The sequence below is a fragment of the Vibrio sp. A2-1 genome (assembly GCF_021728355.1).
GTDB lineage: Bacteria > Pseudomonadota > Gammaproteobacteria > Enterobacterales > Vibrionaceae > Vibrio > Vibrio splendidus_K.
Window position 1 is genome coordinate 98,720 of record NZ_JAKKCO010000010.1, and the last position, 13,167, is coordinate 111,886.

Below are 13,167 nucleotides of genomic sequence, written 5' to 3' on the forward strand. Positions count from 1 at the left end.
ACGTTTATCACAAGCATAACGAAAATACGTAAAACAAACTCAAACAAGCTAATACCTATAACTACAATTAAAACAACGCCATAGGAAACACTATGAAAAAAGCCGCTCTCCTTTCTCTATCTCTTTTGACCTTAACCGCTTGTAGCCAAGGAATCACGGACATGAAAGACAGAACTTCATCACCTTGTGGAGACAAACCAAACTGCGTATCAACTCAAGATGACCGTGAACAGCATACATTGGCCGCGTTTGAGTTATCAGATTCAGCAAACTTAGATGCCATTGAGCAGGTTGCGCTAACCTTACCGGGATCGAAAACCGCGAGTAAAACAGAAGATTACCTGCGTGTTGAATGCACTTCTCGCATCATGCGCTTTGTCGATGACTTAGAGCTTAAGATCACTGATGGCAAACTGATCGTGCGTTCAGAGTCTCGTACTGGTCACTCTGATTTTGGCGTAAACCGAAAGCGTGCTGAACAACTTCGCACTAGCTTAAAAAGCGAAGGCCTGATCAAATAGATAAAAGAATACGCAGATAAATCGCTGCTATTCGGATGAGAAGTGCCTCTGGGCAGTCGCTCGACACTTCTTATCCATGCTACAATTTCGCTCTACCGTTTAAATATTATTTATTAAGAGACTACACATGAAAATCGGCATCATTGGCGCAATGGAGCAAGAAGTTGCGATCCTAAAGGCAGCAATTTCAGACATTACTGAAGTTAATAAAGGCGGTTGTACCTTTTTCTCTGGTCAGCTAAATGGTGTTGACGTTGTTTTGCTTCAATCAGGCATTGGTAAAGTAGCCGCTGCAGTGGGTACTTCAATCCTACTAAGCGAATACCAGCCAGACGTAGTACTAAACACTGGCTCTGCTGGCGGTTTTGATTCAACGCTAAACCTTGGCGATGTGGTTATCTCGACTGAAGTTCGTCACCACGATGCAGACGTTACGGCTTTCGGTTACGAAATAGGCCAAATGGCAGGTCAACCTGCAGCGTTCAAAGCTGATGACAAACTGATGGCTGTTGCAGAACAAGCACTCGCACAAATGGAAGGCAAACACGCCGTTCGTGGTCTTATCTGTACTGGCGACGCGTTTGTATGCACTGCAGAACGCCAAGCGTTCATCCGCAAGCACTTCCCATCTGTCGTTGCTGTAGAGATGGAAGCATCGGCTATCGCTCAAGCTTGTCACCAATTCCAAGTACCATTCGTGGTTGTTCGTGCAATCTCTGACGTTGCAGACAAAGAATCACCAATGAGCTTCGAAGAGTTCCTGCCACTAGCAGCACAAAGCTCTTCAGAAATGGTTATCAAGATGGTTGCCCTACTAAAGTAAGCGACTAGACATGCAAACACTGTTTGATCAGGTATTTGCAAATGGCGTGCTCCTTGTAATGTGGGGAGCACTGCTTTTTCATTTGATTTTACCTATCCCCCATGCCGCACACCCCACGACCTTATGGCATAAGTTTGCTGAGCTTTTAGCAAGCAAGGTTAATAACAACCAAAACTATTCCCAAAGCTTAATCTCGGGCACATTAGCCTGGGGCGTAATGGTACTGCCGACTCTGGTAATTCTATTGGCACTGCAACCATTGGTTTGGCAATCTCAACTGTTTGAATTAGCGCTGTTATTACTGGCGATTGATTGGCGCAATAATGAAAAGCTAGCAAATCAGCTGAACAAAGCGCTTGGACGAGAAGATAAAGCTGCCGCTCGTCAGTTACTGGCTCCGGTTGTAAATCGTCAAACCGAATCACTGTCATCACTTGGCCTAGGCAAAGCCGCCGCAGAAAGCATCATCATGGGTTACGCTCGCAATGTGGTATGTGTTTTATTCTGGTACGCCATTGGTGGTGGAATTACGGCTTTAATGTACCGCCTTGTAGTCGAGTTAGCTCGAGCTTGGTCACCAAGTCGCAAGCGATTTGCTCCATTCGGGTCAACAGCGATTAAGATAGTCGCTATCCTCGAATTCATACCGATGCGTCTGTTTGCTTTGATGATCGTATGTGGTGATAAAGCCACACACACATTTAAAATGATGTTGGTCCAAAGCTCATCTTGGCCACTACCAGGCCCGGCATGGTTAATCACCGCTGTAGGTAACAAGCTAGAGCTGTCATTGGGCGGCCCTGCGATTTACGACAATACCAAAGCCATTCGTGCAAAATTAGGCGGCAGAATCGCCCCATCAGCCCTGCATTTATCGCAGGTTCAGAAGCTATTATTTGGCCGCATCGCTATCTGGATATTTTTACAAAGCCTAATCTTACTATTTGTTCACCAAGGGATTTAGAGTGAAACCTTCAGCACTTGTTACAAGCCTTACTCTTTTGTCTTCCAGCTTATGGCTACCTTTATCATTTGCAGAAGAAACATCACTGACTCCAGAAAAAGTACAACCTGCTCAACGGGTGGTCAGCCTTGCTCCTCATGCTACTGAACTCGCGTACAGTGCTGGCTTAGGTGACAACCTTGTTGCTGTAAGTGAGCGGAGTGATTACCCACCACAAGCAGACCAGCTTGAAAAAGTGGCAAACTATCAAGGCATCAAGGTTGAGAAGATCATCGCACTGCAACCTGATTTGATTCTTGCGTGGCCAGCGGGAAACCCGCCCAGAGAACTCGCGAAACTAGAGCAATTTGGGTTTAATATTTACTACTCGAAAACTAAAAGCCTAGACAGCATTGCGACCAATATTGAACAACTCAGCCAATACTCAAGTGATCCGAGTATTGGGAAAAACAATGCCAAGCAATACAAAGAACAACTCAACGCATTGAGACTAAAATATAAAGATGCTGAGCCCGTAAACTACTTTTATCAGCTAAGTGAGAAGCCGATCATCACCGTCGCTCAAGGGCACTGGCCAAGTGAGGTGTTTGAATTTTGTGGCGGCCAGAATATTTTCGAAGACAGTGCTTCCCCTTATCCGCAAGTTGGTATTGAACAAGTTGTATTAAGGAAACCGCAAGTGATCTTCACTTCTCAGCACGCCATTGAGAATGGAACCATGTGGCAAACTTGGGAAGATGAGATCCCGGCAGTCGCTCAAAATCAGATTTGGTCACTCAACTCTGACTGGATTAATCGCCCGACGACAAGAACTTTGAAAGCGATCCAACAAGTATGCGATTTCTTCGATAGAGCTAGGCAAAATCACTAACTATTTGCTGCGTTTTTTCGTACAATTCGCCACCGACCTGTCCCTACAATTTTAACTATAAGAGCACCAGTATCATGGACTCCATGCTGCTTTATATTATCGATTTATTTGGCACTGCCATTTTTGCTGTCTCAGGCGTATTTGTCGCGGGCCGTCTTAAGATGGATCCCTTTGGTGTCGCCGTTTTAGGTAGCGTAACCGCGATTGGCGGCGGTACGATTCGTGACATGGCACTGGGTGCAACTCCCGTGTTTTGGATCACCGATACCACCTACCTTTGGGTCATCATCACCACCTGTTTGCTGACCATGATTATAGTAAGACGTCCAAAGCGTCTGGCTTGGTGGATCCTGCCAGTATGTGATGCGATCGGCTTAGCGGTATTTGTTGGCATTGGTGTTGAAAAAGCGCTGAATTATCAAGACTCTGCATTGGTTGCTATTATCATGGGGGTTATCACAGGCTGCGGTGGCGGCATTATCCGTGACGTACTTGCTCGTGAAGTTCCAATGATCCTAAGAAGTGAAGTCTACGCCACGGCTTGTATCATTGGTGGTGCTTTCCATACCATGGCGATTCTCATGGGGCACGATTCAGAAACCGCATTTTTAGCCGGTGTGTTCACAACACTATTGATTAGGCTTGGCGCTATTCGCTGGCACTTGTCATTGCCAACCTTCGCTATCAAATAGATAGAACGATGACTAAGAGGCTCCGCAAAGGAGCCTTTTTTAATTCGCTTTCAAATTACTTATCCCCTCAATTTCCCCCTTCAAAGATCCCCTTTTTTCCTGACATTCAATTTAGTTAGCTTGTTAGTTCATAGCTCTTAGCTTGTTAGTTAGTAATGCTTTTTGTTTACTTACCTAGTTAACAGACTATATTAGTAAATAAATATCTTTATAAATTGTTTTATTTACTAATATAGTCTGCCAATAGGGAGTTCAAGATGAGTATCAATAACGTGGGCATTGTTTTCTTCTCTAAGAATGGAGCGACTAAGCAAGTCGCAGAGACAATCGCTGAAGGCATTAACACTCAACAATCTAACTCAGCACTGCTCATCGAGGTGCTCTCTTCTGAAATAGTCGAAGGAAGATATGACAATGACGATAAGCTCAGCGCATTAGACAGCTGTGACGCCATTATCTTTGGCTCCCCGACTTATATGGGCTCACCAGCAGCTCAATTTAAGAGCTTCATGGATGCGAGCAGTGATAGCTACTGTAAGAAGGCATGGCGAAATAAGCTCGCTGCAGGTTTCACCACTGGTGGCAGCCTAAACGGTGAACAACAGCAAACTCTACTGAGCTTTTTCACTCTGGCTTGTCAGCATGGCATGATTTGGGCAGGGCTTGATATCTCAAAGCATATTGATGATTTAGGTTTGAATCGCACAGGTTCAAGTATAGGTTTGGTCGCCAGTGATGATCAGACGGCTGAGAGCAACGATAATCACATCAATAGTAATGATCTTAAAACCGCTTTCTATTTTGGCCAACGCATCGCGAGTCTAGTTAAGAAAACCTAACTAGCTAATTAACGAGCTAACGTCAAAACCCCTAGCTTGTCTGATATCTATGAGCTCAGACTAGAGAATGAATGGCGTTTGAGGTAACTTGGTTTAATCATTCCCAACTTTCATGAATATAATCCAATGCTACTCGAAGGAATCGAAACTCTATTGGTTTTAAGTAAAGCAAAAACCATGAGCCGCACCGGCAGTTTGCTTTATATCAGCCAATCAGCGGTCAGCAAACGGATTGCTAATTTAGAGAAGAAGTTGGGCAAGAAACTCATAGAACCGAGTGGCCGACAGATCAAACTGACGCCAGATGCGATTGCATTAATCGAGAGTATCGGCCCTACATTCAATGAGCTTCGTGGTCTTATTTATGAGCAGCAAGAGTTGGAAGATACCACTCTCATCACCTTAGATAGCTCTAAGTCGCTGATCGCGGGTTATCTAGGTGAGATGATGGGCCAATTTATCCAACAAGATAAATACATCACCATTACCACGAACCATACCCCAAGAATCATAGAGAGGGTGCAATCTGGCAAGGCGACCTTAGGGTTGTGTGCTGGTTTACTGCCACCGCATCATGGGTTAATGACATTCCACCTGTTTGATGAGCCGTTTTACATAGTGAGTAAGTCGCCATTAACGGAGCTTCCTCCAATGGTTATCACTAACGACATGACCAATCCGGCAAACTCGTATCAGTTATCTGTGCTTGAAAAGTTCGGCATCAAACCCTTGATGGAGATGGATGCTTACACCGCAGCAGCCCAGTTAGCGCTGGGTGGGACAGGGCCAGCGTTGATCCCGCTCTCTATCGTAAAAACACTCAATATTGAGCCTCAATACCTGTTTAGTTTTGCCGAATTGAAGGGATTGATTCGACCGATTCATATCTGTGTAAGGCCGAACAGCTATCAGTCTCCACGAGTTAAAATACTGATAGAATCCATTGTTGATGCTGTTCCCAAAGCAGTTTAGACGCCATTAACATAGACATCACGATCACAAGGGGGCGAATCCATTTCTGCCCTTTTGTCACCACGACTTTAGCGCCAAGCTGAGCGCCCATAAAGCCACCAACCGCCATCACTAAGCCTAATTCCCAAATTGGCAAACCAGCCAAAATAAAGAAGATTAAAGCTGCGATATTCGAAGTGAAATTAAGAACCTTAGTACGTGCCGTTGCATCCACTAAAGAGAAATGGCCGATAGCGACAAAACAGACGGTGAAAATAGAACCCGTTCCTGGGCCAAAGAAGCCATCATAGAAACCAACACCGCCACCAATACACAAAGCAAACACGGCTTCAGACATCTTTTGCTTACCTTCAGACGCTCTAGTTTGGGGTGCTAATAGGAAATAGAGAGAGATGGCGATAAGCAGTAAGGGGATCATGCTGGTCAGCAAACTTGCGTCAATATGCTGCACTAACTCAGCGCCAATCGCAGAACCAATAAAGGTACAGAGAATGGCAAGACGCATCTCTTTTATGTTCACGATACCGTTGCGTACGAAATACCAACTGGCGGAGAAACTACCAAAAGAACTTTGAAGTTTGTTGGTGGCCAATGCCTGCGTTGGTGGTACTCCTGCCGCTAGCAATGCAGGTAGAGTCAACAATCCACCGCCGCCAGCCATTGCATCAATAAAGCCTGCCGCCGTTGCAACAACAAACAAGATAGCCAATATTTCTAGAGTGATTTCCATATACCCAACGCCTTAAATTCTCGTGTAGCGACAACTTACCACCGTGAGCAAACAATCAACAACGAAACACAAGATTGTAACCTATTCCAAATTTTCATCATTTAGCCATTACCAGATTTTCACCAGATGACAGGCATAAAAAAGCCCACTCCGAAGAGTGGGCTTTGAGCATTTATATCCGCTTAACAGCGATACACGTTAGTCAATTAAGCTAGAGAAGCTTTAACCTGTGCGTGCAGTTCTTGAACTGAAGTTACTGACGTTTTCGCGTCTGCAGTGTGCGCCATACAAGTCGCAAATGCAGCATTTAGCGTCGTCGTGTAGTTCACTTTCTCAGCCAACGCGCCACGACGAAGAACTTTCGAATCTTCAATCGCTTGACGGCCAGCAGCAGTGTTCACGATGTACGTGTACTCGTTGTTCTTGATACGGTCAAGAATGTGAGGACGACCTTCGTGTACCTTGTTGACTAGACGTGGGTTAATACCCGCTTCGCCAAGGATAACTGCAGTACCGTGTGTTGCGTCTAGTTGGTAACCAAGCTTAGATAGCTTAGATGCTAGGTCAACAACGCGCTCTTTGTCGCCTTCGCGAACAGAAAGAAGTGCACGGCCGCCTTCTGGGTAGATGTTGCCACAACCCAATTCAGCTTTAGAGTATGCTTCAGCAAACGTTGCACCAACACCCATAACTTCACCAGTAGAGCGCATTTCTGGGCCTAATAGTGGGTCAACACCAGGGAATTTGTTGAACGGAAGAACAACTTCTTTCACTGAGTAGTATGGTGGGATGATTTCTTTCGTAAAGCCTTGAGACTCTAGCGATTGACCCGCCATAACACGAGCTGCAATCTTAGCGACTGCTGCGCCTGTTGCTTTCGATACGAACGGTACTGTACGTGCTGCACGAGGGTTAACCTCGATTAGGTACACTTCGTTGTTCTTAACAGCAAACTGCGTATTCATTAGACCACGAACACCCAACTCGAACGCTAGCTTTTCAACTTGCTCACGCATTACGTCTTGGATTTCTTGGCTTAGCGTGTAAGCAGGAAGAGAACATGCTGAGTCACCTGAGTGAACACCCGCTTGTTCGATATGCTCCATGATACCCGCAATAACAACGCGCTCACCGTCACAAATCGCATCAACGTCGACTTCAATTGCATCATCTAGGAAGCTATCAAGCAGTACTGGAGATTCGTTTGAAACACTTACTGCTTCGTTGAAGTAGCGACGTAAGTCTTGCTCGTCGTATACGATTTCCATCGCACGACCACCAAGAACATAAGAAGGACGAACAACCAATGGGAAGCCGATTTCGCGAGATTTCTCTACCGCTTGCTCCATTGTTGTTACTGTCGCGTTTTCTGGTTGTAGAAGACCAAGACGGTCAACAGCAACTTGGAAACGCTCACGGTCTTCTGCACGGTCGATTGCGTCTGGGCTAGTACCAATGATTGGTACGCCAGCAGCTTCAAGCTCACGAGCCAGTTTCAGTGGTGTTTGACCACCGTACTGAACGATAACGCCTTTTGGCTTCTCAACACGAACGATTGCTAGTACGTCTTCCAGAGTTACTGGTTCGAAGTACAGACGGTCAGACGTATCGTAGTCTGTCGAAACTGTCTCAGGGTTACAGTTAACCATGATTGTTTCGTAGCCATCTTCACGTAGTGCTAAAGATGCGTGTACACAACAGTAATCGAATTCAATACCTTGGCCGATACGGTTTGGACCGCCGCCTAAGATCATGATTTTCTCTTTGTCTGTTGGGTTCGATTCACATTCGTCATCGTAAGATGAGTACATGTAAGCCGTATCAGAAGAGAACTCAGCCGCACACGTATCTACGCGCTTGTAGACTGGGTGAATATCGTATTGGTCACGTAGGCGACGAATTTCACTTTCAGCCACACCTAGAATCTTAGACAGGCGAGCATCAGCAAAACCTTTACGCTTAAGCTTCATTAGCTCGTCTTTATTCAGACCAGCAAAGCCTTTCGCTTTAAGTTCTTGCTCTAGTTTTACGATGTCTTCGATTTGAACTAGGAACCAGCGGTCAATTTGCGTTAGGTTGAATACACCATCAACTGACATACCAGCACGGAAAGCGTCTGCGATGTACCAAATACGGTCAGAACCAGCTTCTTTAAGTTCATGGCGAATCGTCGTTAGAGCGTCAGGTGCATCTAGGTCGACCATTTCGTCGAAACCAGTTGCGCCAACTTCTAGACCGCGAAGTGCTTTCTGTAGAGATTCTTGTTGGTTACGGCCGATAGCCATAACTTCACCAACCGACTTCATTTGAGTCGTTAGACGGTCGTTAGCACCTGCAAACTTCTCGAAGTTAAAACGAGGAATCTTAGTTACTACGTAGTCGATTGTTGGTTCGAATGATGCTGGCGTTGCGCCGCCAGTGATGTCATTCATTAGCTCGTCTAGCGTAAAGCCAACAGCCAGTTTCGCTGCAATCTTAGCGATTGGGAAACCTGTTGCTTTAGAAGCAAGTGCAGAAGAACGAGATACACGTGGATTCATCTCGATGATAACCATACGGCCATCTTTCGGGTTGATACCAAACTGTACGTTTGAACCACCTGTTTCAACACCAATCTCACGCAGTACTGCTAGAGATGCGTTACGCATTAGTTGGTATTCTTTGTCTGTTAGCGTTTGAGCCGGAGCTACTGTGATCGAGTCACCAGTGTGAATACCCATTGGGTCAAAGTTTTCAATCGCACATACGATGATGCAGTTGTCGTTCTTGTCGCGAACCACTTCCATCTCGTACTCTTTCCAACCGATAAGTGATTCATCGATAAGAAGTTCGTTGGTTGGAGATAGGTCCAAACCACGACGACAGATTTCTTCAAATTCTTCTTTGTTATAAGCGATACCACCGCCTGTACCACCCATCGTAAACGACGGACGAATGATACAAGGGAAACCAACCATTTCTTGAACTTTGTAAGCTTCTTCCATCGTTTTCGCTGTATCAGCTGTTGGACACTCAAGACCAATCGATTTCATTGCTTTATCAAAACGAGAGCGGTCTTCAGCTTTATCGATAGCGTCAGCAGTTGCGCCAATCATCTCTACGCCGAACTCTTCAAGTACGCCGTATTTTTCTAAATCTAACGCACAGTTAAGTGCAGTTTGGCCGCCCATTGTCGGTAGAACTGCATCTGGCTTTTCTTTAGCGATGATGTTACGAACCACTTCCCATTGGATAGGTTCGATGTAAGTCGCATCAGCCATGTCTGGGTCAGTCATGATTGTCGCTGGGTTCGAGTTTACAAGAATAACTCGGTAGCCTTCTTCGCGAAGTGCTTTACAAGCTTGAGCACCAGAGTAATCAAACTCACATGCTTGACCGATAACAATCGGACCAGCACCTAGAATTAGAACACTTTTAATGTCAGTACGTTTTGGCATTATCTACTACTCCGGATTACGCTTTGTCTTGTTTGTTTGCAACAGACTGGTTAATTAATTCAATGAAGTGGTCGAATAGCGGTGCCGCATCTTCTGGACCTGGACTTGCTTCTGGGTGACCTTGGAAGCTAAATGCTGGTTTGTCTGTACGGTGGATACCTTGTAGAGAACCATCAAATAGAGACTTATGAGTCGCTCGTAATGTCTCTGGAAGCGTGTCTTCGTCAGCAGCAAAGCCGTGGTTTTGTGAAGTAATCATCACAACATCACGATCTAAATCTTTAACCGGGTGGTTTGCACCGTGGTGACCAAACTTCATCTTCACTGTCTTAGCGCCTGACGCAAGAGCAAGAATCTGGTGACCTAGACAGATACCAAAGATTGGTAAACCTTTTTCTAGGAACACTTTTGTTGCTTCAATTGCGTAAGTACATGGTTCTGGGTCACCAGGGCCATTTGAAAGGAAAACACCATCTGGGTTTAGAGCGAGTACTTCTTCTGCTGAAGTTTCAGCAGGAACAACCGTTAGGCGGCAGCCGCGGTCAACAAGCATTCGTAGGATATTTCGTTTTGCACCGAAGTCATAAGCAACAACGTGGTATGGCAATTCAGAGTCTGCTTTCGCTTCAGGAAGTCCACCCGTAAGCGTCCACGAACCTTGTTTCCATTGATACGCTTCTTTTGTTGTAACTTCTTTCGCAAGGTCCATACCTTTCAGGCCAGGGAATTCTTTTGCTTTAGCTAGAGCCAAAGCTTCGTCTAAATTGTTACCCGCTACGATACAACCGTTCTGTGCGCCTTTTTCACGAAGAATACGCGTCAGCTTACGAGTATCGATATCAGCGATACCAACAACGTTTTGCGACTTAAGGTAATCAGAAAGGGATTGTTCATTACGGAAGTTAGAAGCGATTAGAGGGAGATCGCGAATCACAAGGCCTTGAGCGTGGATTGAAGAAGATTCTTCATCTTCGGAATTGGTTCCGGTATTGCCAATGTGAGGGTAAGTAAGGGTAACGATTTGTTGAGAATAGGAAGGATCAGTGAGGATTTCTTGGTACCCCGTCATCGAGGTATTAAAAACGACTTCACCAACTGCAGAACCTACAGCGCCAATGGCTTCACCGTGAAATACTGTCCCATCTTCTAGGACGAGTAGTGCTGACTTCTTCAAGACAACCTCCAGAAATAAAAATGCATTAAAATTGATTTAATTTGCAAATCTACCTTCCTGTAACACCAAAAACTGCGTGTTTATGGAAATTAGACAAATTGGCGATATTCTAGTGATCTGCGTGATACGTGTCAACATTTAACGAGAAAGAAATTAAACATTTGTAAGAACTAATTCAATTTCCCCCATCAAAGCTTCAAAAGTTCAACTTTTATACTCTATTAATAGGAATATTACGATTTTCTAATTTTAACCCGTCATTTTAGCTAACCATAGAGTGCCAAAAATATCAGCAACAAAACGCAATCGATAAATACCAAGAGAAAACATAGTAATTTAAAGACCTAAAACAAAAAACACACTAAAGACCGCATAAATAGCACAAAAATAGAGAAAAAATGGCGATAAAAAGAAAGTAGAAGGAAGATCGTAGAAGAGAGATTATTAAGGAAAAGCCACCAAATAAAGAAAGCGCCGGCAATTGCCAGCGCATAAATATCTATTTACAGGTCATTCAAACCAAGGACATCCGTCATGGTATAAAAGCCTGCTGGCTTGTCATTTAGCCAAACAGCCGCCTTGATCGCACCATTGGCAAAGGTCATTCTATCCGTTGCCTTATGGGTAATTTCAACGCGCTCGCCAATATCAGCAAACATAGCGGTATGCTCACCAATGATGTCACCGGCACGAATGGTCGCAAAACCGATCTCATCTTTTGTACGCTCGCCCGTAATGCCTTCGCGTGACCATACAGCGACATCGTTTAGCTCGTTGCCCATCGCTCCGGCTATCGCTTCGCCCATGCCAATCGCAGTACCAGAAGGTGCATCGACTTTATGACGGTGGTGAGCCTCTACGATTTCAACATCACAGTAATCGCCCATCACTTTAGCGGCCTTTTCTAGCAGCTTAAATACTAGGTTCACACCAACGCTGTAGTTTGGTGCCATTACAATAGACATCTCTTTTGATGCTGCATCGATGACCTGCTTTTCTTCTTCAGAGAAACCAGTAGTGCCGATGATCAGTTTTTTACCGTGACGCTTACAAAGTTCAATATTCGCTAATGTGCTCACAGGTGCGGTAAAGTCGACGATCACATCAAACTCTTCAATCGCTTTCGAAAGGTCATCAACTAAAGCTACATCAAAACGACCTTCACCGCATAACTCGCCAACATCAACACCGACCAAAGATGACTCTGGACGCTCTGAACCAGCGCCAACGCTTGCTTCTGAATTTTGGTGAGCGGCTTTCACCAAGTTACGACCCATACGGCCAGCTGCTCCTGCAATTGCAATTCTTACCACTGCGAATATCTCCATTGTTTTGGTTACCGTCACTGCTCATCTGTCGCAGCAACGTTCATTCGATTAATCTCTTTAAACTAACAACAATCTCAAACTCAGGCTAGCAATTACGAAAACTCTTTTATTACTCGCTCTAAAATGGGCACATTCGCTTCAGGGAATGCGTATTGGCTCAATGATTCAAGATCGACCCATTCACCTTGTTGCCCTTCTTTACCATAAGGCTGTTGCTCGAAATCAGTCACAAGAATGAAATCAAACTTAAGCGACTTGTCACTGTAATCAAATTCAAGGTGCTCAAACAGAGACTGCTCTGTCACCTTGATGCCAATCTCTTCATCAAGTTCACGAGCCATCGCTTGCTCAATGGTTTCGCCCGCTTCTACTTTACCACCAGGGAATTCCCAGAAACCGCCTTTGTGCTTGTCGTCTGGGCGTTTAGTGATAAAGACCTGTGACTTATCTTGGTTGAAGATAATGCCCGCGACAATATGGATTCTTTTCATATGATGATGTTCCTTAATAAACGCTTGGCCTACGTTGCCCCTAAATTCGTCACCCTCCAGAAGGAGTAACGACTGAGGTGGGAAGCTAATACAACAACCTTAAGCCAAACTATCAAACAAGACTCCCGACTGCGCTCGCTCCTCGCTATAGGGAATGACGACTTTCCTTTCGACAAAAAGATAAGTCATGAAATTTACTGACCCGTCCTGATATGGGTTGACACTTGATTGACTAAAACGCTCGATGTATTTCATCGGGCGTTTTGTATTTTAGAGCTGTGTGAGGCCTATATTCATTATAGATTTTTACTGATTCGGCGACCAT

13 protein-coding genes are annotated in these 13,167 nt (G+C 44.9%); 7 read left to right on the forward strand and 6 right to left on the reverse strand.

The genetic code is table 11. The features are described 5' to 3' along the window. The first annotated feature begins 92 nt into the window (after window positions 1-92). The 7 genes from L3V33_RS21055 (at window position 93) to L3V33_RS21085 (ending at window position 5,682) form a co-directional block, all read left to right on the forward strand. Window positions 93-521, forward strand: a complete 429-nt coding sequence (locus tag L3V33_RS21055) for a DUF1499 domain-containing protein (protein ID WP_054547811.1) — start codon at window positions 93-95, stop codon at window positions 519-521. A gap of 127 nt (window positions 522-648) precedes the next feature. Next, entirely contained in the window at window positions 649-1,344 is a 696-nt protein-coding gene (gene mtnN, locus L3V33_RS21060; RefSeq protein WP_017072837.1) for a 5'-methylthioadenosine/S-adenosylhomocysteine nucleosidase, read from the forward strand. Between the two features lie 10 nt (window positions 1,345-1,354). Continuing rightward, on the forward strand, window positions 1,355-2,308 hold the full coding sequence (locus L3V33_RS21065) for a cobalamin biosynthesis family protein (RefSeq protein ID WP_237291143.1): 954 nt from the start codon (window positions 1,355-1,357) through the stop codon (window positions 2,306-2,308). A gap of 1 nt (window position 2,309) precedes the next feature. Further along, the gene (gene btuF, locus L3V33_RS21070; RefSeq protein ID WP_017080248.1) at window positions 2,310-3,179 is read left to right on the forward strand and encodes a vitamin B12 ABC transporter substrate-binding protein BtuF; all 870 of its coding nucleotides are present in this window, start codon (window positions 2,310-2,312) and stop codon (window positions 3,177-3,179) included. Between the two features lie 74 nt (window positions 3,180-3,253). Continuing rightward, window positions 3,254-3,871, forward strand: a complete 618-nt coding sequence (locus L3V33_RS21075; protein ID WP_004734978.1) for a TRIC cation channel family protein — start codon at window positions 3,254-3,256, stop codon at window positions 3,869-3,871. Between the two features lie 257 nt (window positions 3,872-4,128). Next, the gene (locus L3V33_RS21080; RefSeq protein WP_237291144.1) at window positions 4,129-4,710 is read left to right on the forward strand and encodes a flavodoxin family protein; all 582 of its coding nucleotides are present in this window, start codon (window positions 4,129-4,131) and stop codon (window positions 4,708-4,710) included. A gap of 126 nt (window positions 4,711-4,836) precedes the next feature. Next, entirely contained in the window at window positions 4,837-5,682 is an 846-nt protein-coding gene (locus L3V33_RS21085) for a LysR family transcriptional regulator (RefSeq protein WP_237291145.1), read from the forward strand. On the opposite strand, the gene L3V33_RS21090 is transcribed toward L3V33_RS21085, so the two are convergent. From L3V33_RS21090 to L3V33_RS21115, 6 genes are all read right to left on the reverse strand, one after another. Next, window positions 5,633-6,412 carry a TSUP family transporter gene (locus L3V33_RS21090; RefSeq protein ID WP_017080245.1) on the reverse strand — a complete coding sequence of 260 codons (780 nt, stop codon included), beginning with the start codon at window positions 6,410-6,412 and terminating at the stop codon, window positions 5,633-5,635. The genes L3V33_RS21085 and L3V33_RS21090 overlap by 50 nt on opposite strands. A 206-nt stretch (window positions 6,413-6,618) precedes the next feature. Then, on the reverse strand, window positions 6,619-9,849 hold the full coding sequence (carB, locus tag L3V33_RS21095; RefSeq protein WP_017077692.1) for a carbamoyl-phosphate synthase large subunit: 3,231 nt from the start codon (window positions 9,847-9,849) through the stop codon (window positions 6,619-6,621). 16 nt (window positions 9,850-9,865) lie between these two features. After that, window positions 9,866-11,023 (reverse strand): glutamine-hydrolyzing carbamoyl-phosphate synthase small subunit, encoded by a 1,158-nt coding sequence (gene carA, locus L3V33_RS21100; RefSeq protein ID WP_017072829.1) that lies wholly within the window; start codon window positions 11,021-11,023, stop codon window positions 9,866-9,868. Window positions 11,024-11,526: 503 nt separating this feature from the next. After that, complete coding sequence (gene dapB / locus L3V33_RS21105) at window positions 11,527-12,351, reverse strand: 4-hydroxy-tetrahydrodipicolinate reductase (RefSeq protein WP_081009011.1); 825 nt, start codon at window positions 12,349-12,351, stop codon at window positions 11,527-11,529. 92 nt (window positions 12,352-12,443) lie between these two features. Next, entirely contained in the window at window positions 12,444-12,842 is a 399-nt protein-coding gene (gene mutT / locus L3V33_RS21110; RefSeq protein ID WP_004734971.1) for an 8-oxo-dGTP diphosphatase MutT, read from the reverse strand. Between the two features lie 232 nt (window positions 12,843-13,074). Then, a partial coding sequence (locus L3V33_RS21115) for an integrase core domain-containing protein (RefSeq protein ID WP_150330743.1) occupies window positions 13,075-13,167 on the reverse strand: 93 nt, incomplete at its 5' end.